Annotated in this window: 19 protein-coding genes and 1 tRNA gene; 9 read left to right on the top strand and 11 right to left on the bottom strand. The window is 63.3% G+C overall.

The genetic code is table 11. The features are described 5' to 3' along the window. Positions 1-254: 254 nt before the first annotated feature. The 4 genes from BLT08_RS01640 to BLT08_RS01625 form a co-directional block, all read right to left on the bottom strand. Positions 255-1,481, bottom strand: coding sequence for an RNA-guided endonuclease InsQ/TnpB family protein (locus tag BLT08_RS01640; RefSeq protein WP_090303054.1), 1,227 nt, complete (start codon positions 1,479-1,481; stop codon positions 255-257). Between the two features lie 220 nt (positions 1,482-1,701). Beyond that, positions 1,702-1,782 (bottom strand) — tRNA-Ser (locus tag BLT08_RS01635). A 27-nt stretch (positions 1,783-1,809) separates the two neighbouring features. Further along, complete coding sequence (locus BLT08_RS01630) at positions 1,810-2,016, bottom strand: DUF7981 family protein (RefSeq protein WP_245724160.1); 207 nt, start codon at positions 2,014-2,016, stop codon at positions 1,810-1,812. Positions 2,017-2,086: 70 nt separating this feature from the next. Then, positions 2,087-2,467: a Rid family detoxifying hydrolase gene (locus BLT08_RS01625; RefSeq protein WP_090303053.1), complete on the bottom strand. Its 381-nt coding sequence runs from the start codon at positions 2,465-2,467 to the stop codon at positions 2,087-2,089. Positions 2,468-2,652: 185 nt separating this feature from the next. Here BLT08_RS01625 and BLT08_RS01620 point away from each other — a divergent pair, with 185 nt between their 5' ends. After that, positions 2,653-5,670: a PAS domain-containing sensor histidine kinase gene (locus BLT08_RS01620; RefSeq protein ID WP_090303900.1), complete on the top strand. Its 3,018-nt coding sequence runs from the start codon at positions 2,653-2,655 to the stop codon at positions 5,668-5,670. 49 nt (positions 5,671-5,719) lie between these two features. Here BLT08_RS01620 and ilvA read toward each other — a convergent pair whose 3' ends face one another. Further along, entirely contained in the window at positions 5,720-6,931 is a 1,212-nt protein-coding gene (ilvA, locus tag BLT08_RS01615) for a threonine ammonia-lyase (protein WP_090303052.1), read from the bottom strand. Positions 6,932-7,183: 252 nt separating this feature from the next. Continuing rightward, positions 7,184-7,591, bottom strand: coding sequence for a gamma-glutamylcyclotransferase family protein (locus BLT08_RS01610; protein WP_175529240.1), 408 nt, complete (start codon positions 7,589-7,591; stop codon positions 7,184-7,186). A gap of 174 nt (positions 7,592-7,765) precedes the next feature. On the opposite strand from BLT08_RS01610, the gene BLT08_RS01605 reads away from it, so the two are divergent. Continuing rightward, a complete protein-coding gene (locus tag BLT08_RS01605) occupies positions 7,766-8,836 on the top strand; it encodes a DUF7490 domain-containing protein (protein ID WP_090303051.1) in 1,071 nt (356 codons plus the stop codon). Beyond that, positions 8,833-9,195: a DUF8060 family membrane protein gene (locus tag BLT08_RS01600; RefSeq protein WP_090303050.1), complete on the top strand. Its 363-nt coding sequence runs from the start codon at positions 8,833-8,835 to the stop codon at positions 9,193-9,195. Before BLT08_RS01605 ends, BLT08_RS01600 begins: the two co-directional genes overlap by 4 nt. Positions 9,196-9,277: 82 nt before the next feature. Here the strand turns inward: BLT08_RS01600 and citZ are convergent, their stop codons facing one another. Beyond that, positions 9,278-10,426, bottom strand: a complete 1,149-nt coding sequence (citZ, locus tag BLT08_RS01595) for a citrate synthase (protein WP_090303049.1) — start codon at positions 10,424-10,426, stop codon at positions 9,278-9,280. A gap of 405 nt (positions 10,427-10,831) precedes the next feature. Here citZ and BLT08_RS01590 point away from each other — a divergent pair, with 405 nt between their 5' ends. Continuing rightward, positions 10,832-12,088, top strand: a complete 1,257-nt coding sequence (locus BLT08_RS01590; RefSeq protein WP_090303048.1) for an MFS transporter — start codon at positions 10,832-10,834, stop codon at positions 12,086-12,088. Between the two features lie 97 nt (positions 12,089-12,185). After that, positions 12,186-12,623: a universal stress protein gene (locus BLT08_RS01585; RefSeq protein WP_090303047.1), complete on the top strand. Its 438-nt coding sequence runs from the start codon at positions 12,186-12,188 to the stop codon at positions 12,621-12,623. A 69-nt stretch (positions 12,624-12,692) separates the two neighbouring features. On the opposite strand, the gene BLT08_RS01580 is transcribed toward BLT08_RS01585, so the two are convergent. Both BLT08_RS01580 and BLT08_RS01575 read right to left on the bottom strand, forming a co-directional pair. Then, a complete protein-coding gene (locus tag BLT08_RS01580; protein ID WP_090303046.1) occupies positions 12,693-13,346 on the bottom strand; it encodes a helix-turn-helix domain-containing protein in 654 nt (217 codons plus the stop codon). Positions 13,347-13,556: 210 nt separating this feature from the next. Beyond that, complete coding sequence (locus BLT08_RS01575; protein WP_006090017.1) at positions 13,557-13,919, bottom strand: cell division protein SepF; 363 nt, start codon at positions 13,917-13,919, stop codon at positions 13,557-13,559. 175 nt (positions 13,920-14,094) lie between these two features. Between BLT08_RS01575 and BLT08_RS01570 the strand changes: the two genes are divergently transcribed. Then, positions 14,095-14,859, top strand: coding sequence for a DUF1028 domain-containing protein (locus tag BLT08_RS01570; RefSeq protein ID WP_090303045.1), 765 nt, complete (start codon positions 14,095-14,097; stop codon positions 14,857-14,859). A gap of 445 nt (positions 14,860-15,304) precedes the next feature. On the opposite strand, the gene BLT08_RS01565 is transcribed toward BLT08_RS01570, so the two are convergent. After that, positions 15,305-15,784 (bottom strand): RNA-binding protein, encoded by a 480-nt coding sequence (locus BLT08_RS01565; RefSeq protein ID WP_090303044.1) that lies wholly within the window; start codon positions 15,782-15,784, stop codon positions 15,305-15,307. A 232-nt stretch (positions 15,785-16,016) separates the two neighbouring features. Between BLT08_RS01565 and BLT08_RS01555 the strand changes: the two genes are divergently transcribed. From BLT08_RS01555 to BLT08_RS01545, 3 genes are all read left to right on the top strand, one after another. Then, complete coding sequence (locus BLT08_RS01555; protein ID WP_090303042.1) at positions 16,017-16,637, top strand: TMEM175 family protein; 621 nt, start codon at positions 16,017-16,019, stop codon at positions 16,635-16,637. Positions 16,638-16,745: 108 nt separating this feature from the next. After that, a complete protein-coding gene (locus BLT08_RS01550; protein WP_090303041.1) occupies positions 16,746-18,179 on the top strand; it encodes a metallophosphoesterase in 1,434 nt (477 codons plus the stop codon). 177 nt (positions 18,180-18,356) lie between these two features. Continuing rightward, positions 18,357-18,650, top strand: coding sequence for a DUF7562 family protein (locus tag BLT08_RS01545; protein ID WP_090303040.1), 294 nt, complete (start codon positions 18,357-18,359; stop codon positions 18,648-18,650). 87 nt (positions 18,651-18,737) lie between these two features. On the opposite strand, the gene BLT08_RS01540 is transcribed toward BLT08_RS01545, so the two are convergent. Then, positions 18,738-20,960: a histidine kinase N-terminal 7TM domain-containing protein gene (locus BLT08_RS01540; RefSeq protein ID WP_245724129.1), complete on the bottom strand. Its 2,223-nt coding sequence runs from the start codon at positions 20,958-20,960 to the stop codon at positions 18,738-18,740. Positions 20,961-21,006 lie beyond the last annotated feature (46 nt).

The following is a 21,006-nucleotide window of genomic DNA, read 5'->3' as shown; positions in this document are numbered from 1 at the left end:
GCAAAGACGGCCTGCTAGAGATTCGGAACCCGGAGAACGAGGATCGGTGGATCACGACCGATTTGCCGGCAGAGATCAGGCGGTAGCCGGTTCATTTCCGTGATAGCAGGTGATGTTCCGTCACTGTAGTGTGGAAGCAAATCGCTGCAGTTTCCCACTGCTCATGACGCGTGTAGATCATCGTTCGGAAAACGCCAAGACTGGGATATCAACTGCCCCGCACAGGACACGGGGCTTGTCAGTGAACTCGGCCGTTATCCCGATAGCGGGGTCGGTACGAAACCTTGGTTCGGCCTCACCGTTCCTGACTTTAGGGCGAGTTGACCGTCGCCCGTCCGCCGAGACGACTGTAGGCCTCGACGGACGAACCGTAATCCGACGTTCTTTGCACCGACGTAATCAGCATTGGCAGTAGTTCCACACTCCCGACACTCGAACGCTGCCTGTCGAATGCGGTTCTTTTCGCTCGTATATCCACATTCCGGACACTGCCGGCTCGTGTTCTCTGGTGAAACGAACTCGACACGAATTCCCGCAGCCGTTGCTTTGTACTCGACCAGGTCAACGAGTTGGCGGTGTGCCCACTGATGGAACTCTTTGACAGGGGGTGCACGCTCCCGAATATGTTTGAGATTTTCGAATACAATATGATCGCAGTCGTGGGTTACTGCTTCCTCAAGAATATCGTTGGCGACGTGATGCAACGTTTCACGCACGTATCGTGTCTCTCGTCCACCTATCCGCTGAATGGTGCGATGTGCTGACTGCGTTCCGACTTCTTGAAGGTTGGAGCGTATTCGTTCAAACTCGCGATGTCTATGGCGCAGTTCCCTCCCCGAAGCAAAGTATGCCGTACTGGTAGTGGCGATGTTGACGATACCGAGATCGACACCGAGAACTGTCCTGTCCCCGGTGTCGTCCTGCCTCCCGGTCGTCGGTTCGGGCTTTGGCTTACGGAAACCCAGATGTAAATACCAGTCACCATCCCGCTTCGATATCGTCGATTCGGTTAGTTCCCACTCGTTGTCCTCGAGATACTGTCGCTGATAACCCGTTTCATCGTCGGGAAGCGCGAGATCACAGCGAATCCGTTCGGTGAGTGTCGCTAGCGAGACGGAACCATCGGAAAACAGCGTCATCGACCGCGCGTCGTATACGAGGGTATCGCTCGTGAAGGTCGGCCGAGACGTCTTGTAATCCTCGTCCAAGTCGTCGATCTCTTCGATGCCGGAGAGTGCGGCTGCAGCTTTGTGCGTAGCGAGAATCGCGTGTTGGCTTCCGAGACGCGTTTGTTCACGTATTTCGTCATACGCGAGTTGTTGCAGTTGCATTTTCCGTGTCTCCCCAACTGTCCAGCCGATGCGAGTACTGATGTTACAAGCGTATTGCCATTCGTCAAGTGTCTCATCAAGCGCTCGCTGTTGCTCAGGAGTAAGGATAGGGCGGGTGATTGCAGTCCGTCTCAGGTAGTCACCTGCCACGGAAAGGAGTTGATATTAGAACTACATTAGTTAACCGATTTTAATTGACAGTTCTCAGAGTCAATGGGCTTCGGTAGAGAACCGATATAAAATGAAGACGGAATCGGCAATGTTCTCGTCACGGATGGGAACCGAGTAGCTTCAATCAGGCTCGAGGAGCCTGATAGAATATCTAATAAAATTCCCTAGTTTACACTTGTGTATTTTCTTCCGAGAAAAACGCCAGGACAGGGATTTGAACCCTGAATCCCAAAGGGAACACGCTTTCCAGGCGTGCGCCTTACCGTTCGGCCATCCTGGCTCGAGTCAACCTAACCGGGTCCGTCGTTTAACTCTTACTTTTACCGTCGCTGCCGTGTGACTCGGTTTCACGCGACACGCGACGCGCCGACCACGCGGCGACTCGGTGCTCGAGCAGGTACGCACCGATCGCTGTCCCGCTCCCAACGATCACCGCCACAAACGCGCCCTGGGTGATCGAGACCAGCGACTCGACGAACAGGGCGTAGCCCTGGACGAGCACCAGAAAGGCCATGAAGCCGACGGCACCCCAGAGCAGGGCGGAGACGACGCGGCGATCGACTCCGAACACGCCTCGAGTCACCTCACTCGAGGCTCGCCACGGCTTCGATTTCGACGCCGACGCCCTTGGGCAGGGCGGCGACCTCGACGGCGCTGCGGGCCGGCGGCTCGTCGTCGAAGTAGTCGGCGTAGGTCTCGTTCATCGCCTCGAAGTCGTCGATGTCGTCGAGGAAGACGGTGACCTTGAGGACGTCCGCGGACGTCGCCCCGGCCTCGTCGAGGACGCCGTCGAGGTTGTAGAGGGCTTGCTCGGTCTGGGCCTCGATGGACTCGTCCGCGAGCAGTTCCCCTTCGGTCGTCAGCGGGATCTGGCCGGCGGTGAATAGCAGCGAGCCGTTGCTGGTCGCCTGACTGTACGCGCCGACCGCAGCGGGTGCGTCGTCGGTCTTGATGATGCGTTTCATACGCTACTACTCTGGGCGGAGAGGCTTAAAGGAAGGCGAAATCGGTGTCCAGTAGAGACGGAAGTGACAGTGGAAACGAGTGACACAGCGATCATACCGCAGTCGTCCAGTCAGGTGTGCAGCGATTCGCGGTGGCTCCGACAACCGCCGCGGGGCTTATGCGACTCGATGGCTTTTTCGGCTGTATGAGTGAGCGAGTAGGGGAACACAACTGGACCTTCTGGGAGGGGGACGACACCGAGACCCACCAACGGTGTCGGGCACTGATAACCGCGGTTGGCGACGGGATTGCAGTGGTAAACGCCGAGGGAGAACTGACGTTTGCAAACGAACGCGCCGCGGAACTTCTCGGACGGCCGCTCGACGACCTCGCCGGACGCTCTGCCGATGGCTCTTCTTGGGACCTCGTCGACGACGCCGGAGACCCACTCGAGACCGACGAGACGCCGTTCGATTGCGTTATCGATCGGGGTGAGGAAATTGCCGACCGGATTATCGGGCTTCGCCGCCCCTCCGGCGAGCGCGTGTGGCTGTCGGTCGACGGCGCGCCACAGCGGGACGAAACCGACGAGATCGACGGCGGCGTTTTCGTGTTCGAAGACGTAACCGAGCGACAGCAGGCCGAACGCGAACTCGAGGAGATCCTCGGTCGGGTGAGCGACGCCTTCTACGCGCTCGACGAGGAGTTTCGCTTCACGCACGTCAACGAGCGTGCCGAAGAGCTCCTCCAACGCACCGAGTCGGAACTGCTCGGCAACTGTCTCTGGGACGTGTTTCCGTCCGCCGCGGAGATCGACGAGGTCTGGGACGCGTTCCAGACGGCGATGGACGCACAGGAGGCGACCAGCTACGAACTCTACTACGACACGCTCGATTTCTGGGTCGAGGCGAACCTCTACCCCTCCAAAACCGGCGTTTCGGTCTACTTTCGGGATGTTACCGACCGCAAGGAGCGCGAATCCGACCGCATCGAATTACTGCGGGACTTACGAGAGAGCGAGGAGCGACTCCGACTCGCACTCGAGGCCGGCGGCATGGGCACGTGGGAACTCGATCTGCAGTCCGAGGAGTCGCCGGTCAGGTCGCCACAGCACGACCGGATCTTCGGGTACGAGTCCCCGGTCGAAGACTGGGGATTGGAGATCTTTCTCGATCACGTCCATTCGGGCGACCGTGAGCGGGTGAGAGAGCGGTTCGAGGCCGCCAAAGAGACCGGTACGTGGGAGTTCGAGTGTCGGATCGTTCGAGCCGACGGCGAGAAACGGTGGATCGCAGCCCAGGGCGAGTTCTCCTTCGACGACGAGGGAACGCCGGTTCGTGCAGTGGGGATCGTTCGGGACATCACCGAGCGAAAGGAGCGCGAACAGGCGCTCGAGGAGTCCGAGCGACGGTACCGGACGCTCGCGGAGTACTTCCCGAACGGACTCGTCACGTTGTTCGATCACGATCTCGAGTACACGCTGGCAGCCGGGAAGGGGTTCGACCGGATCCCTCTCGACCCCCAGGATCTCGACGGGAAACCGTTTCACGAGGTCTGGCCCGACGACGCCGTCGCCGATCTCGAGCCGGTGTTTCAGTCGGCGCTCGCAGGCGAAGAAGCCTCGGTGGAACTCGAGTACGCGGGCCGGGCGTGGGTTATCCACGCGGTGCCGATCACCGACGAACAGGGTGATATCTTCGCCGGGATGACGATGGCCCAGGACATCACCGAGCAAAAAGCGCGCGAGCAGTACCTGACGGATGCAAAGACACAGCTCGAGGCGGCGACCGAGGCCGGAGCCATCGGGACCTGGGAGTGGCACATCCCCGACGATAAGTTCGTTACCGGCGAATCGTTCGCCAACACGTTCGACGTCGATCCCGACGCCGCTCGGGAGGGTGTCCCGCTCGATCGGTTCCTGTCGTCGGTCCACGAGGACGACCGAGACCGAGTCGCGAGGGAGATCGAAGAGACGGTCGACCACTGCGACGAGTGCGAACTCGAGTATCGCGTCTGGAACGCCGACGGCGAACTCCGGTGGGTCGTCGCCAGGGGCCACGTCGAGCGTGACGAGGACGGAAACGCCGTCAAATTCCCGGGCGCACTCACCGATATCACCGAACGGAAGCGAGCGGAACTCGAGCTCGAAAAACAATCGCGGCAGCTCGAGACGCTGTTTCAGGTCTTACCCGTCGGTGCCGTGGTTGCGAACGCGGACGGCTCGCTGCGCAGAGCGAACGAGACGGCGAAGAGTATCTGGGGCGGTGACGTCTTCGATTCGGAGTCCGTCGAGGAGTACGGCAAGTTCTCGGCGACGTGGGCGGGTTCGGGTGAGCCCGTCGGCCCCGAAGACTGGACGATGTACCAGGTGCTTCAGGGCGAGGAGGTCAGGGAGCCAAACATCTACGAGATCGAGGCCTTCGACGGTGAACGGCGGATCATCATGGAACACGGCAAACCGGTCCGAGACGAGCGCGGGAACGTGAGTCGTGCGGTGGTGACGCTGACCGACATCACCGACCGCCGAGCGTATCAGCGAAAGCTCGAGGAGTCGAACGACCGCCTCGAGCAGTTCGCGTACGCCGCCTCCCACGATCTCCAGGAGCCGCTTCGCATGGTCACGAGCTATCTCCAGTTGCTCGAGCAGCGATACAGTGACGCCTTCGACGACGACGGCGAGGAGTTCCTCGAGTTCGCGGTCGACGGGGCCGAGCGAATGCGCGAGATGATCGACGCACTCCTCGAGTACTCGCGGGTCGACACGCAGGGCGATCCGTTCGAGCCGGTCGAGTTGGACGCCGTGCTCGAAGACGTCCGCGAGGACCTACAGATGCGGATCGAGGAGACCGACGCCGAGATCTCGACCGACGAACTCCCGCGCGTCGACGGCGACGCGAGCCAGTTGCGTCAACTCTTCCAGAATCTCCTGCAAAACGCCATCGAGTACAGCGGTGACGAGCCGCCGCGGATCGAAATTACCGCGGAGCGAGCGGGGTGTGACTGGATCGTCTCAGTTCGCGACGAGGGCGTCGGGATCGATCCGGACGATACCGATCGGATTTTCGAGGTGTTCCAGCGGCTGCACACCTACGAGGAACACAGCGGGACAGGTATCGGCCTCGCGCTCTGCCGGCGCATCGTCGAACGCCACGGCGGCGAGATCTGGGTGGAGTCGACGCCCGAGGACGGAACGACGTTCTCGTTTACGCTGCCGACCGCGTGACCACTGAGACTGCGCCGGCGCTCCACGTCGAGTGACGCACCCGCTCGAGTTAGGCTAGAATATCGACTTCGTACCCCGCGTCCCGCAGCGCGGCGAGGAAGGCGTCGACGTGGTCGGGACCGCGCATCTCGAGTTCGATCTCGACTTCCGTATCGCTCATCTCGACGTCACGGGAGGTGCGGTCGTGGTGGATGGCGTAGATGTTCGCGCGGTGGGCGGTGAAGATCTCGAGCAGGTCCTCGAGCGCGCCGGGACGATCCTTCAGCACGGTTCGGATCTTCAGATACCGACCGGTCTCGACGAGTCCGCGGACGACGACGTTGGTCAGCGTGTTCAGATCTATGTTGCCGCCACAGAGGGCTGGAACGATGACCTCGTCCTCGTCGTAGTCGAACGCTTCGAAGAGCACCGCGGCCAGCGGCACCGCACCCGCGCCCTCGACGAGGGTCTTCGAGCGCTCGAGGAGGTAGACCAGCGCCACGGCAATCTCGGGATCCGAGACGGTGACGACCTCGTCGACGTACTTCTGGATGTGCGGAAAGGTCCGTTCGCCGACGCTGCGGGTCGCGATCCCGTCCGCGATGGTGTCGACGCCGTCGAGGGCGATCCGTTCGCCCTTCTCGAGCGAGGCGGCGGCGCTCGAGGCCCCGTCGGCCTGCACGCCGATCACGCGCGTGTCGGGTTTCTGCTCCTTGATCGCGGTCGCGATGCCGCTGATGAGGCCGCCGCCCCCGATGGGGACGACGACCGTATCGACGTCCGGACAATCCTCCAGGATTTCGAGTCCGATGGTGCCCTGTCCGGCCATGATGTCCTCGTCGTCGAAGGCGTGGACGTAGGTACGGCCCTCCTCGCGTTCGATCTCGTGGGCGCGCTCGGCGGCCTCGTTGTAGTCTCGACCCGAGAGGACGATCTCCGCGCCGTAGTTCTTCGTCGCCTTGACCTTCGAGATCGGCGCGTGTTCGGGCATGACGATCTTCGCGTCGACGCCCGACCGCGTGGCCGCGAGCGCGACGCCTTGGGCGTGGTTGCCCGCGCTCGCGGTGACGACGCCGGCGTCTTTCTGTTCTTCCGAGAGCGTCGCGATCCGGTTGGTCGCCCCGCGGATCTTGAACGCACCCGTCCGCTGGAAGTTCTCCAGTTTCAGCCGGACGTCGGCGCCGGTCATCGACGAATAGGTGTGCGAGTGCTCGAGCGGCGTGTGTCTGGACGTTTCGCGGACCCGCTCGTGTGCCTCGAGAATATCGGCGAGTTCGAGCATACGCTCGACTACTCGGCGTGTGTTGTAAGACTGTCGGGGATCGGTCGGCCGGTCGAACCAGCCTCGCGTCGATCCCGACACGAATGTGCTGCCGTACTGGCAACACGACAGGGAATACAGGGAATGCACGGCGTGTGACGTGCGAGTAAAGAAGAGAACGCAGTGCATATAAAGCTCATGGCTCCGCAGTGAAAGTGAAATCGCCAGACAGAGCGGCGAAAGCGACAGTGTCAGACGTTCGTCTGCCGACCGTCATTCGTGATTTAGTACCACGGTATCTTCTCGCACAATATACGCTCGAACGGCATCGGCGAACGGACGGTCGTCAGTCCACACGCCGTCGACCGCGACGCCGAGTTTGTCCGGGTCGCCGACGTAGAGTTGGGCCGATCCGCCGTCCGCTCTCGGTACCGTAACCCGAACGTACAGCCCCCGGTCGACGCCCTCGTACCGATCGAGTCGCTCGAGCGCGCGGTCGTCGACCGCGAGCAACTCACCGTCGACGGTGCCACCCGGAAGCAGTGTCGGGTACGCGCCGTCGACGCGGTGGAACCCCTCGAGCGTCGCCGGGCCGAGGCTCTCGTACGTTCCGGGGCCGTCGCCGAGGAGCGACTCGACCTGCTCCGAATCGGTCAGCGTTCCGTAGACGAAGACCTGCACGACCGAACGTTCGGGCTCTTCGCCCTTGTTCGTGGCGCTCGACGCCGCGCTCGGAAGCCGTTCGTCGGCCCGGAACTGTCGTCTGAACGAGTGGAGTCTCACGTTCAATGACGCCGATATTGTTCGCTCGCTGACCACACAAAGCACTTATACAATTGATCGAAAGCCGCTGTCATGAACCGCGAGTACGTGTTGGCTATCGCCGCGCTCGTGGTCGTGATCGGAGCGCTCTCGACGCTCGCGCTTACCGGCGCAGTGTCCGACCCGGAGGCCTCCGAGGCGGCTACCGAGGTGGAAACCGACGGTGACGTATCGCTGGCGGAGATCACGATCAGTTCCGAGCACGTGACCGGCGGAACCGCCACGATCGCCGTCGACAGCCACCTCGAGCATCGGGGTGATCCGGTCGACAACGTCACCGTGGTCCATCGCGTGACCGACACGAACAGCGGACTCGTCGAGAACACGACCGAACGCGAGGTCGACGTGCTGGGCGAGGGTTCGAGCGACCGATCGGAAACCGTGGTCACGGATTCGGTCGCCGTTCCGCGGGAGAGTAGCTACGAGATCGAGACGTTCGTCTACCGGGACGGCGCGCGACTCGAGTCGGCCAGCCACTCGATCGAGGGTGTCGACGCGTTGACGCCCGCATACGCCGACACCGACGTCGAGTTCCACCGCTTCGGCGGCGGGAGCTTCGCGGACGTGCCCGCGATCGAGTACGCCATCGAGTCGACGACCGACGACCGAGCGACGCTCGAGGTCGCGAGCTACCTCACGAACACCGGCGACGACGCCGAGGACGACCTCGAACTCGAGGTGAAAGCCCGCCAGTCCGGCTCCGAAGTCGTCGCCGACTCCGCGACCGTCGATCTGTCGACGGTCGATCCCGGCGAAACCGCATCGCCGACGGTCGATCTCGAGGTCCCAACGGAGTACGACTACTACCTCGACGCGGTGCTCTGGCGGGACGGCACCATCGTCGAGACGGACCGCGCCGTCGCCAACCTCGGCGAGGGGTCGCTGTCGGTCGACGAGACGGACGGCGACGGCGGACTCGAAGTGAGCGAGTTCACCGGCGGCTCCGGCGTCGGAGCGGACGACGCGGACGTCGCAGACGACGGTCACGACGACCGGGACAACGACGACCGCGACCAGGACAACGACGGAACGCCCGGCTTCGGCGCGGCAATCGCCGTCGCCGCGCTTCTCGCGACGATCGCATTCGCACGGAGGTTCCAATGACTGATACACCGACGAAACCCGAGACGCCGCTCGAGACGGACGCCGAACAGGTGACCGACCAGCCCGACCAGCAGACGGCTGCACGCACGCCGGGCCCCGAATCAGCAGCCGGTACCGATGCGGTGCTCGATCCGGATTCAGAGCGAATCAAACGATATCTCGCCTGGGGTGCACTCGGCGTCTGTTCGCTGCTCGCCGTCTTCGCGTTGATCCAGTTCTACGGCAGCGCCACCGACGCGATCGATCTCTGGGTCGATCCGAAGTACCAGCCGCTGATGCGCGCCGCGTTCAACCTCGTCGTCCTGCTGGCTTCGCTGATCGGCGTCTCGCTGTTGGTCTCGGAGCTCTCCGAGCGCTAAGCTCGTCGACGAGCGACGAACGGTGCGACCGCTGGTGACCGGACACCAAGCGTCGAAAATCGAGTCGAACGGCGACGCGTCGTTATCGGTCCTCGAGCGGGACGAACTCCTGATCCTCCGGCCCGGTGTACCGCGAGAGCGGGCGGATGAGTCGGTTGTCCTCCTGGTACTCGAGGACGTGACCGACCCAGCCGCCGGCGCGGCTCATGGCGAAGATAGGCGTGTACATGTCGATCGGGATGCCGAGCTGGTAGTAGACGGAGCCGGAGTAGAAGTCGACGTTCGGGGCGATCCCCTTCTCGGCGAGCCCCTGTTCCTCGGAGAGGTACTGCTCGATGGTCGTGGTGTAGTTGTACCACTTGTCGTCGCCTTCTTTTGCGAGCTCCTCGCTGCGCTCCTGGAGAATCTTGGCACGCGGGTCCTTGACGTTGTAGACGCGGTGGCCGAAGCCGGGGATGCGCCGCCCCTCCTCGTTCGCTTGCTCGACCCACGCGCGGTGGTCGAGGTCGCTCTCGTCGATCTCGAAGAGGACTTCCATGACGTCCTGATTCGCACCGCCGTGAAGCGGGCCGGAGAGGGCGCTCACACCGCCGGTCACGGCGCTGTAGATGTCGGCCATCGTCGAACCGATCACCATCGACGTGAACGTGGAGGCGTTCAGGCCGTGGTCTGCGTGTAAGATGAGCGCCTGATCGAACGTTTCGGCGTGGGTGTCGCTCGGCTCCTCGCCGGTCAACATGTAGAGGAAGTTCGCGGCGAGTCCCAGGTCAGGGTGGGGATCGATCGGCTCTTCGTCCAGCCGATAGCGCTCGAACGCCGCGAGCGCGGTCGGGATCTTGGCCGTGATGCGACGACCCTTTCGGAGCGTCGCCTCGAGATCCTCGGGTTCGGCGTCGTCTTCGGGTTCGGACGCCGAGAACATCGAGACCGCAGTCCGGAGTGCGGCCATCGGCTGCTCGTCGGCTGCCGCGAGGCGTTTCATCGTCTCGAGGACGTCCTCGGAGACGTCGCGCTCCTCGTCGAGCGCCGTGGTGAACTCCTCGAGCTCGTCCGCGTTCGGGAGGTGACCGTGCCAGAGGAGATAGACGACTTCCTCGTAACTCGCTCCGCGGGCGAGATCCTCGATCGGGTACCCTCGATAGATCAGTCGACCTTCGTCACCGTCGATCGAGCTGAGTCCGGACTCTGCAACAAGGACTCCCTCCAGCCCTTTCTTGAGATCGTCAGCCATAGTGGAGATTTCGCACCCTGATGGAAAAGTATTGTCGTTTGTTCGCTGTTACCAGTCAATGGGCGGGAGATAGTCGTTTCCTGTCGTTTCAGCCGACGGCTCTCCGCGGCTGTGATCGGCAGCGTCGACCCGCCGTCATCGCGCGGAACGAACGGGGACGAACTGAACACGCTAACTTACCCGACGGTCTGTAGAGGGGGTGGTGACGCCGCAGGCTGTGGAGGGGACGGTAACCGCCGTGAGAATCGTCCGTGCTGCGGACGCACACGACCGCCGAACCGCGAGGTCCGTTCGGTCGACGGCTGGTTCCGATCCGAAAATGTCAAATGGTACCACGAGACATATCGGCAAACTCGGCAGACATCTCCACCGCTTAACCCACCCGCGAAGAATGGAGTCGAAAGAATGGACGACTCTGATCGTCGAATCGTACTGTTTACTTCGGCGGCACACGGACTCGTACACACCTACGAGCTGTCGATCCCGATCCTGATGACGGTCTGGCTCGCGGAGTTTTCGACGACCGCGGCGACGCTCGGACTGATCGTCACGGTCGGATACGGGCTGTTCGGCGTCGGTGCGTTACCGGGCGGCGTCCTCGTCGATCGGTACGGATCGAAACCGCTCATCATGGCGTGTCTCGCCGGGATGGCCGCCTCGTTCGTGCTGGTCGGGCTGTCGGGATCGATCCTCATGCTGGCGTTCGCGATCGCCGGCTGGGGCGTCATGGCCAGCGTCTACCACCCCGCCGGGCTGGCGCTGCTCTCGACCCGCGTCGAGCGAACCGGCATCGCGCTCGGCTACCACGGGATCGGCGGCAATCTCGGCATCGCGCTCGGCCCGCTGGCGACCGTCGTACTGCTGCTCTGGTTCGACTGGCGCGTCGTCGCCGTCGCACTCGCGGTGCCGGCGCTCGCCCTGTTCGCCCTCGGCCTGTTCGTCAACGTGGCACCCGCGAAGGCAGACACACCGGCGACGACTGACGGCGGCGAAGAACCCGGAAGCGACACGAAGGGCCAGGTTTCGATCGAATCCATCGTCAACGACAGTCGCACGCTCGCAACGCTCACGTTCGGGCTCGTCATCGTCATCGTGATGGCCAGCGGGCTCTACTACCGGGCGTTTCTGACCTTCCTGCCGGATCTGTTGAGTAGCTTCCTCGAACCGCTCGTCACCGTCGAACTGGTCGATCCCGACGGCCCGTACGCCGAGGAGTTCGACCTCGCGCGGTACTTCTACGTCGGTATTCTCGTCTTCGGCGTCTTCGGGCAGTACCTCGGCGGCTATCTGGCCGACCGGATGACGATCGAACGGGCGCTGAGCTACGTTCTCGGGACGCTCTGTCTCCTCGCGCTCCTGTTCGTCCCGGCCACCGCGACGACCGGCACGTTCGTCGCCGTCTCGCTCCTGCTCGGGATCGTCCTCTTTACGATCCAGCCGCTTCAGCAGGCGGCGGTGGCGAAACACTCGCCGCCCGGGACGCGGGGGCTCTCCTTCGGCTACACGTTCCTCGCGATCTTCGGGATCGGCGCGCTCGGCGCCGCGGTCGCAGGCGGGGTCCTCACGTACGCTTCCGCACAGGCGCTGTTCGTCGTCCTCGCGGTAATCGCTGCGGTAGGGGCGACGGTCGCGCTCGTCCTCCTCCGCGTCGACCGCGGTTGAACAGGGTCGGTTGGCCGGGTCGCCGGGACCGACTCCAGTTCTCACTACCGACTATCTACCCATCACGTATATTGTGCTTCGAGAGAGTGTGTGAACTATGTACAACGTACTCCTACCGGTCGACGAAAACGACGACCGGGCGAACGAACAAGTTGACGCGGTGCTGTCACTGCCCGGCGACACTGACGAGATCTCGGTCACGGTCCTCCACATCATCGAGGAGATCGACACGATGCCGGACGAGGCCGGAGCGACGGTTATCGACGACGTGAACGAGTCGCTTTCCGAACTACAGGACGTTCCTGACTCGGTCGACGCCGTCGAACGACGACTCGAGGACGCGGGTGTCGAAACGATCAGACAGGTCATGGTCGGCCAACCTGCCGAAGGGATCCGTCAGATCGCACAGGACGAGGGTGCCGATGCGATCGTGCTCGGAACGCGGAAGCGGTCGCCCGTCGGAAAGGCGGTCTTCGGGAGCGTGACGCAGTCGGTGATCCTCGAAGCGGATCGGCCCGTGATCGTCGCGAACTAACCGATCGGGAGACGAAGGCGGCTAACGACCGGTACGCGCCTGTCAATCGACCCCGGAAATCGGCGGCGGTCACTCCTCGAGAAGCGCGTCGAGAAGCTTCGTCTGTGCGGCCGCCAGATGCTCGGTGAACGTCGATCGCGCGATGCCGAGCTCTTCGGCGACGTCCGTCGCGTTCGCCCCCTTCGGGTACTCGAAGTAGCCCAGTTCGTGGGCCGTCTCGAGGATCTCTCGCTGGCGCGTCGTGAGCAGGTCTCGATCGACGATCACCCGGTCCGAGGAGTCGTCCTCGTGGTCCTGCGTGAGTTCCTCGACGAGGACACCGTCGAACCGGGCACGGAGGCTGTCGACGATGTTTGCGATCTCTTCGAGTTCGAGGGTTCGGAACGTCAACAGGAGCGAGCCGTTCTGGGCTCGGACCGACGAGAGCGGCGTGCCAGTGCGTTCGATGACCTCACAGGCGCAGTCGGCGGCCGACTCGCGTTCGAATCGGTAGATCTCCTCTCGATCGGTAGCTTGGACGGACGTCAACTCGGCCTGCGTGCTCGTATCGACCGTCTCGACGGACGAGCCGGCCGTAACGCCGAACTCCTCGACGACCGTCCCGTCGGTCGCGACTCGAGAGCGCGTGACGCTCGTGATCGGATCGTCGGTGGTCGCTGAAACGTCCGCGATCGGACAGTCCGCGGGCTCCCGGACGACGACCGTTGCTCGGAATCCAGTCATGCGAACGAGTTACACGCCGCACGTAATAACCCGACACCGGAATTCCCGCCGGGTGAAAACAACGCCCGGCAGGGTAACTGACCGGCGTCGATACCGAATTTCGGCCGCGCTCCGGATCAGCACCACTCCTCGTACTGGTGAACTCGAGCCTCGGCAGTCTGGCCCGCGACTCACAGAGCGGAGAATCCGAACGGACGATCGACGGCTTGTTCAGGCCCGCTGGCCCAGCTTTTCGCGGCTGATTCGGACGCCGGTCGGCGTGATGATCATCTGATCGTCACCCTTCCGGACGATGTCGCCGTCGACCTCCTGGGCGACCTGCCGGAGTTCGTCGACGATGTGTTCGACCGTGCTGTCGTTGGTTCGCAGACGCGTGATGTCCGCGATAACGATGTCGCCGTCGTAGACGGTATCTTTGATGTCGATGGCGTCGGCCTGGCCGCTGACTTCGGCGATGTGTACCTGCATCGCTGCGTCGGCCGAGTCCGCCGATACATCGTCGAGATCCAGTTCGACGTAATCCTCGGCCGCTCGGGAACCGCCGCCGCCGAGAATTTTGCTCATAAGTCCCATTGGCGTAACCCACCGCCGCCGTCAGTATAGTTCTTACGTCAGACACGGTCTCGAGCGGACGGCAAATCAGCGAGTGCCGGACCGAAGCGACCGGCAGACGCGAGTTCGTGGCATTCGGTCGTGCACTGCTCGACGGACGGGAGATTTTTCGTCCGTTGAGACCAACCGTCGATCGATGACCTTCAGCATCTGCGTCCGCGAGGCGTACGAGACCGACGACGGCGACTCTCACCGGCGATTCGGCGTCGCCGTCACGACGCGCTTGCCCGGCGTCGGCACCCTCTGTCCGTTCGTCAGCGAACGCGGCGCGATCGCGACCCAGAGCCTCGTCAACGTCGAGCTGGGCGAACGCGGACTCGAGTACGTCGAGGACGGGCTAGCGGTCGACGACGCGCTCGAGGCCCTACTCAACGCCGACGACGGCGCGCCGCAGCGCCAGCTCCACGGCGTCGATAGCGAGGGCACCTTCGCCTTCTCCGGCGAGGAGTGCGTCGACTGGTTCGGCCACCTCGAACGCGAGACGTTCACCGTCGCGGGAAACATGCTGACCGGGGAGGACGTCCTCGAGGCGACCGCGGCGGACTACGAAGCGAACGCCGTCCACGAGACGACGGATCGGTCGACCGGACCCGGTGCCGTCGTGGCGGACGCCGAAACCGAGCCGCTCGCGAAGCGGTTGATCGACGCGCTCGCCGCGGGCGACCTCGAAGGTGGCGACAAACGCGAGGGGCTGGCGGTTCAGAGCGCCGCTGTGGTCGTCGATTCGACGGAATCCCACGAGTGGGAGCCGCCGTACAACGATCTGCGAGTCGACGCGACCGAGACGCCGATCGACGACCTGCGCGAGACGTACGACCTCGCGATGACCGGCTACGAGGACACCCTCGAGCGCTACAGCGACGTCTTCGAGTCGGATTCGCTGGCCGAAGTCGGCGAGTGAGTGGGCGCTCGAGTCGGGGTATCGCTTCCGTGTTACCGAACGGCTCACGCCCTGCCGTCTTCGCCACGTGCTGTGGCGCGCGCTGTGTCGCGGCGAGCGGCGAGCGAGACGTGACACACAATTCGTGCGAGGTCGTCGCGAGCGGTAGCGAGTGACGGCTTGGAAGACGCAAAGCGTCTTCCTGTGGATGAGTGAGTGAGTGGAGCGAACGAGCGTTAGCGCGGGACCAAAGGTCCCGCGAACCATGCAAACGGGTGCTTCGCACCCGTGAGCAGAAATCGGCTGGGGAGGACGTGGAAATCATCGCCGCCAGTACGAGCAGGACACTCCCGTTACGGTACTCACTACGATACCGAGACCGGGACAATAGACGAGCAAGTGGCTCGGTTTTGATTCAGTCCGAAAGAGCAACCGACGACTCCACGAAGAAATCCGCGATCGATGACTAGCCGCTGAACTCGTAGAGATCGTCGCCGACGTGGTGCAGCGAGTCGATGACCTTCCCCTCGCTTCCGACCATATCCGAGCCCGCGACGCGAGCGCGACCGACCGCCAGCACTTTTCCGTGGGACTCCTCGGCGATGACGACCAGATCGTCGGGTTCGATGTCGTCCGTGGCCTCCGTAATCCCCGGGCGCATCACGTCCGCGCCGTCGCTGACGAACGAGATGGCGCCGGAATCGACCGTCACCAGTTGCTTCTCGGGCTCGTAGACGTTCGCCCCTCGAACCGTCAGAAACGGCTCGTCGTCGAAGTAGGCGACCTGTGGCTCGCCGTCGATGAGGACGACCTCCCAGTCGGTCTCCTCGAACTCGACGCGTTCGTAGGCGTCACCGTCGGGCGAGACGCCGAGTTGCTCCTCGAGCGTGGTCTCTACGTCCGAGACGGCGTCACTCCGGAGGTGGTGTCGGGACTTGACCTGCATACTCGCCCTTCCGCCCGTGTGCATTTAATAGGTTAGATTCTGCGTCACGCGCCTCAGCTTCTGGGTCACGTGCCGGGTGAAGATCTGAGTGATCTCGAGCGGGGCGCGACCACCGACCGGCCGTCGATCGGCAGCGAACCCGAGCCCTCGCGTCTGAGCCTCCACCGTGATCGAACCCTCACTGCGAGCGAAGCGGGACAGCGTATTCGTCGCCTCGAGTAGACATCCACGTATGGTACGGACGCTCGGGGGCCCGGACACCGATCGAATGGAGGCGCTGAGCGACGGCGTGTTCGCCATCGTGCTCACGTTGCTGGTGTTACAGTTCGAAGTGCCGGACGTCTCCGCCTCGGAGCTACCGGCCGCAGTGGCCGACCAGGAGACGCTGTTGGTCAGCTACCTCCTGAGTTTCGTCGTCGTCGGACTCTACTGGATCATCCAGCACAACCTCTTTTTGTACATCGAGGCCCACGATCGGATTCTGCTGTGGCTGAACCTGTTGTTCTTGCTCTCGATCTCGTTTCTCCCCTACCCGACGGAGCTGCTGGGCGTCTACGGGACGCAGTTCGCTTGGACGCTGTACGCGGTCAACTTCGTGCTGGTGGGCGTACTGATGACCGCCGTCTGGGCCTACGCCGCTCGAGCGGGCTTTACGAGCGACGAGATCAGTACTCGAGCGGCGTCGCTGATCACGATTCGGGGGTTGATCTCCCCGGCCGTCTTCGCCCTCTCGATCGCCGTCGCCGCCGTGGCCCTTCGGCTGGCGTTTTTCGTCCCGATGTTGATCATCCCGCTGCAGATGGTGTGGGTCCGGTACTACCAGCGGGAGATCGACGATCCGGACGAGGCATAGACGGAATCGGAGCGAGCGAGAATCGGCCTGATCGCGGTGAGCGACGGATCGTCGGGAACGGGAAAACCACTATCGTTCCACGGCTGGTAGCTCGCCAGAGCACGATCGATGGCCACCGAGTACGTCTTCATCAGCGACCTCCACATGGGCGGCGACGAGCAGCTCACGACGCTCGATTTCGAGGCCGAGCTCCTCGAGTTTCTCGCGGATCTCGAAGCGCGCGGCGGTGACGTCGAACTGATCATCAACGGCGACGCCTTCGGGCTGTGGGAGTACGCCGAAGTGACGGGACCGGCGAAACTCGAGCGCGTGATCGAGGACCATCCGAGGGTGTTCGACCAGCTTCGGGCGACCGGCGAGGTGATCGACATCACGCTCATTCCGGGCAACCACGACTACGATCTGGCCTGCTACCCCGAACACGCCGAGCGACTCGCGGCGTTCAACGTCACGCTCGAGCCGGAGATCGCGATCACTCGCGAGGTCGACGTCGACGGGGTCGACGGGACTCCACAAATCTGGATCGAGCACGGCCAGCAACACGATACGAACAACCGGATGCCCGACTGGGGCAACCCCGACGCGCTCCCGGTCGGCTACTTCATCGTTCAGCGGATCGTCGATACGGCCGGCCGCTACTCGGACCGGGCAAGCGGCGACTGGCTGCGCGACATCCAGTCGGTCACCCCGATGGAGGAAATTCCGCGCTGGCTCCTCTCGAACTACTTCTACCGGGAGATGAGCCCGTACCTGCGGGCGATCGTCGTCCCGCTGCTGTTGTTCTTCAACATCACGCTGCTCTACCTGTTCGGCACCGTCCTCGAGGTCACGGGAATCCTCCCGGCAGGGCTGTTCACCGACAATCCCGTCGTCCACGCGCTCGGCATCGCCGATATCGTCCTCGAGATCATCGTCACGATCAACCTCGTGATCATCGCCGTCCTCCTGTTGCTCGCGGTCCCGCTGTGGTTTTTCAGACGCGATCTCGGACACACGCTCGAGCGCTTCGGCGTCGCGCTCTCGGGGATTCGTGTCGGACAGGGCGACGAGCCGTTCCTGCACGCGGCCCGGGAAACGCTCGAGGCGAACCCTGACGTTTGCGTCTACGTCTACGGTCACACCCACCGCGCGTCGGTCACGCGGTGGGGCGACCGAGTCGTCGTCAACACGGGCACCTGGCTGAAGAAACTCCAGCACGTCGAGACGCGATTCTCGCGGCTGCCGGGGATCTACGTCCCCTCGTTCCGGCTAAACTACGTTCGAATCTTCGCCGAAGAGGATCGAGTCGTCGTCGAGTACGAGGAGGTCGAGACCGACCAGCCGCGGGATCTCACCCGCTTTCAGCGACTGATCGCGCGTCGTCCGCCGCCGAAAGAACCGATTCCGGCACGAACGGTGATCGACCCGGACGGATCGCTCGAGGTTCCCGACACCGACGCCGCGCTCGAGGAGGGCCCCGAGCGGAAACCGGCGTCCGACGGTGGCGACGGCGACGCTCACACGACCGACAGCGATCGGCCGAACGGTAGGGGCCGACCGTGATTCACCGTACCCAACCTACCGTAACCGACCGAAACGTGCGACGAGAGCGACTCACTACACCGATCGAGAACCGATCGCTGGAGAACGTCCGCTTCGAGGATTAATCGATTACCCGGACAGTCCGCTCGTGGAGACCGTGTGAGAATTGCTAAGTAATAGCACGATATTGGGAGAGATATGTGGCCCTCCCGGACCCACACGGAGGCGGTGACGTGTCTCGCCTGTGGCGAACAGGTCTCCCGGTCGAAGGCACGCGAATACGACAAACACGGCGATCGCTGGGACCGCGACGACAAGACGTTCGAACACCTCTGTAAATCCTGTCACGACGACCTCTGTCACTATCCGCGGGACGAACTCGAGGCGTTGTTGATCGAACTCGAAGCGGGCGAAACGACACGGGAGCGCTTTCTCTCGAGCTACCTCGAGACCGTCGAGGAGCGATACGGAACGCTCGAGGAGGAGTATTGAATCGCGCCGAGACGGACACTTCCAGCGAAGCGACTCCGCTATCCCGCCCGCAGTCGAGGGGATCGACGGCTCTCGAGGGGGCGCACCTCACGCGTCATCGACGGCGGACGGATCCCGAGTTCCTGTAGATGTTCGAGACGTGTCCACAGTGTCGAACTCGAACCGAGCGCCCCCGTCACCGCTCTCGGTAATCCGTAGCGTCCAGCCGTGGCCGTCGACGATCTCGTCGACGATCGCGAGCCCGAATCCGGTTCCGGACGGCGACGACGTCTCGCCGTACTCGAGGACGCGCTCGCGGTCGTCGGCCGGAATGCCCGGTCCGTTATCTTCGACGAAGAACCCGTCGGGAGTGGTTCCGATCCGGACGTGGACGGTCTCGGAACCGTGCTCCACGGCGTCCTCGGGAGCGTCAGCGACCGAGGGCTCGGAAGACGCTCTGCGTCTTCCGGCGTCCTCGGGAGTTTGCGACCGAGGCCTTGTCGAACCGTGTTCCACTGCGTTCCGAAACAGGTTCTCGAGCAGCCGAACCAGTCGGTCTTCGTCGGCGACGATCGGCCGCTCGCTCGCGACCGAACGGGTTGCCTCGCCGGTGTCGACGTTCGCCCACGCGCGGCTGACGACGCGAGCGAGGCCAACCGGTTCGGTGTCGTCGATCGGGTGCCCCTCTCGAGCCAGGCGTAACACGTCCTCGATGATCGCCGCCATTCGGTCGTGGGCGAGTTCGATATCGTCGTGATACGCACAGTCGACGTCGTCGTTGGCCGCTTCGAGGTAGCCCTGAGCGACGTTCAGCGGATTACGCAGGTCGTGGCTGACGACGTCCGCGAACCGCTCGAGTTGTTCGTTCGAGCGACTGATCTCGCGTTCGCGTTGCTTTCGGTCGGTGATATCCCGCGTGTTCAACACGACCCCCTCGACGAACGGATCCTCGAGCAGGTTGCTCCCGATCGTCTCGACGTCTCGCCAGTCGCCGTCGGCGGTTCGGAGCCGATACTCCGCCCGGTCGACGGCGATACTCGCATCGAGTCCGTTCCGAAACTGCTCGACGAGTTGCGTTCGGTCGTCCGGATGCACCAACTCGAACGCTGACCGGCCGACCAGTTCAGAGGGGGCGAATCCCAACACGGTCGTACAGGAGGGACTCTGGTAGCGGATAATCCCGCGGTCGTCGACCATCGTGATGAGGTCGGAGGCGTTCTCGATGAAGGACTGATATCGCTGTTCGACGGCGTGTTGCTCGGTAACGTCGCGAAGGAGGAGCAGCCGAATCTCGTCCGCGCTCGAGAGTCGCTGGACCTGGACGTCGAAGAACCGGCGGCCGTCGTCGCCGTCGACGACGATTTCGATCTGGTCCGTCGGCGCCCCCTCGCGGACGACCGGTGCGATATCGGGGAAGAGCACAGTCACGTCCCGGCCGACGATGGAGGGTGGTGCGTCGCCGGCAACGCTCCGTCGAGCGGCCGCGTTGGCGTCTCGAATACGGCCGGTCTCGTCGATCACGAGAAAGCCGTCGCGCATGTCTTCGACGACGGCGGTGCGGGCGACGGGAGCGATATCCAGCAGGTGATGGCGATAGATCGCGACGGCCAACACGACTCCGGAGACGGTGAACGCGACGGGCGTCAGATCGAGGTTCCCTGCCGGACCCAGACCGAGCGCCCACGCGATATTGGGACCGAACGGAACGAGAATCGCGATCAGGACGGCGACGGACTGCAGGCGGTAGACGCGTTGTGATTCGTACACCGTCTTGAGCAAGAACCCCGCGGCGACGATGACGAGTCCGTACATGGACAGCAGGGTGACGATCGCTGCCGGTTCCAGCGTTCGGTCCAAAACGACGAACCCGTCGACGACGGTGGTTTCGATGGGCTGTTCGTACAGGTTTCGGTACTGAGTCGCGTGCAGGACGAACCCCACTGCGGGGACGAACGTTATCGCGAGAAGGGTCCGCCGGGTGAGCCACCGTTCGTGATCCGCGTACGCGACGGCGAAGGCGAACAGCGAGACCACCACCAGAATAGAGCTGACGAAGGCGATGCTCAACCAGAACCGTTTCGTCGATAGCTCGACGCTCAGCAACTGCAGCGCGTAGGCTCCGGACCAGAGCGCACAGCCGGCGTTCAGACCGACGAACGCCCGGACGCTCGGTTCGTCCATCGCGTCCGACCGCGCCACCACGGTGTAGACGGCCAACGCACCGGAGATGGCCATCGCCAGAAACAGCACGCCGATATACGGGAGGAGATGGGGAGGATACTGCCAGGACATGTCGTCGGATTTGTCCCCGTCTTTCGCCCGGATCCCCATACCCGTTCTGGCTGACTCGCGGCCGGTCGGAGTCGTTCGGCAGGTC

It is taken from the genome of Natronorubrum texcoconense, from assembly GCF_900100335.1.
GTDB classification, from domain to species: domain Archaea; phylum Halobacteriota; class Halobacteria; order Halobacteriales; family Natrialbaceae; genus Natronorubrum; species Natronorubrum texcoconense.
This window is presented reverse-complemented; position numbering and strand designations above follow the sequence as displayed.

Excerpts from the sequence above, each read along its gene's own strand:
- BLT08_RS01570 (WP_090303045.1), top strand. The coding sequence starts at position 14,095 with ATGACCTTCAGCATCTGCGTCCGCGAGGCGTACGAGACCGACGACGGC.
- BLT08_RS01630 (WP_245724160.1), bottom strand. The coding sequence starts at position 2,016 with ATGGCCTTTCTGGTGCTCGTCCAGGGCTACGCCCTGTTCGTCGAGTCG.
- BLT08_RS01575 (WP_006090017.1), bottom strand. The coding sequence starts at position 13,919 with ATGGGACTTATGAGCAAAATTCTCGGCGGCGGCGGTTCCCGAGCGGCC.
- BLT08_RS01550 (WP_090303041.1), top strand. The coding sequence starts at position 16,746 with ATGGCCACCGAGTACGTCTTCATCAGCGACCTCCACATGGGCGGCGAC.
- BLT08_RS01565 (WP_090303044.1), bottom strand. The coding sequence starts at position 15,784 with ATGCAGGTCAAGTCCCGACACCACCTCCGGAGTGACGCCGTCTCGGAC.
- citZ (WP_090303049.1), bottom strand. The coding sequence starts at position 10,426 with ATGGCTGACGATCTCAAGAAAGGGCTGGAGGGAGTCCTTGTTGCAGAG.
- BLT08_RS01625 (WP_090303053.1), bottom strand. The coding sequence starts at position 2,467 with ATGAAACGCATCATCAAGACCGACGACGCACCCGCTGCGGTCGGCGCG.
- ilvA (WP_090303052.1), bottom strand. The coding sequence starts at position 6,931 with ATGCTCGAACTCGCCGATATTCTCGAGGCACACGAGCGGGTCCGCGAA.
- BLT08_RS01540 (WP_245724129.1), bottom strand. The coding sequence starts at position 20,960 with ATGGGGATCCGGGCGAAAGACGGGGACAAATCCGACGACATGTCCTGG.
- BLT08_RS01580 (WP_090303046.1), bottom strand. The coding sequence starts at position 13,346 with ATGACTGGATTCCGAGCAACGGTCGTCGTCCGGGAGCCCGCGGACTGT.
- BLT08_RS01590 (WP_090303048.1), top strand. The coding sequence starts at position 10,832 with ATGGACGACTCTGATCGTCGAATCGTACTGTTTACTTCGGCGGCACAC.
- BLT08_RS01585 (WP_090303047.1), top strand. The coding sequence starts at position 12,186 with ATGTACAACGTACTCCTACCGGTCGACGAAAACGACGACCGGGCGAAC.
- BLT08_RS01605 (WP_090303051.1), top strand. The coding sequence starts at position 7,766 with ATGAACCGCGAGTACGTGTTGGCTATCGCCGCGCTCGTGGTCGTGATC.
- BLT08_RS01600 (WP_090303050.1), top strand. The coding sequence starts at position 8,833 with ATGACTGATACACCGACGAAACCCGAGACGCCGCTCGAGACGGACGCC.
- BLT08_RS01620 (WP_090303900.1), top strand. The coding sequence starts at position 2,653 with ATGAGTGAGCGAGTAGGGGAACACAACTGGACCTTCTGGGAGGGGGAC.
- BLT08_RS01555 (WP_090303042.1), top strand. The coding sequence starts at position 16,017 with ATGGTACGGACGCTCGGGGGCCCGGACACCGATCGAATGGAGGCGCTG.
- BLT08_RS01545 (WP_090303040.1), top strand. The coding sequence starts at position 18,357 with ATGTGGCCCTCCCGGACCCACACGGAGGCGGTGACGTGTCTCGCCTGT.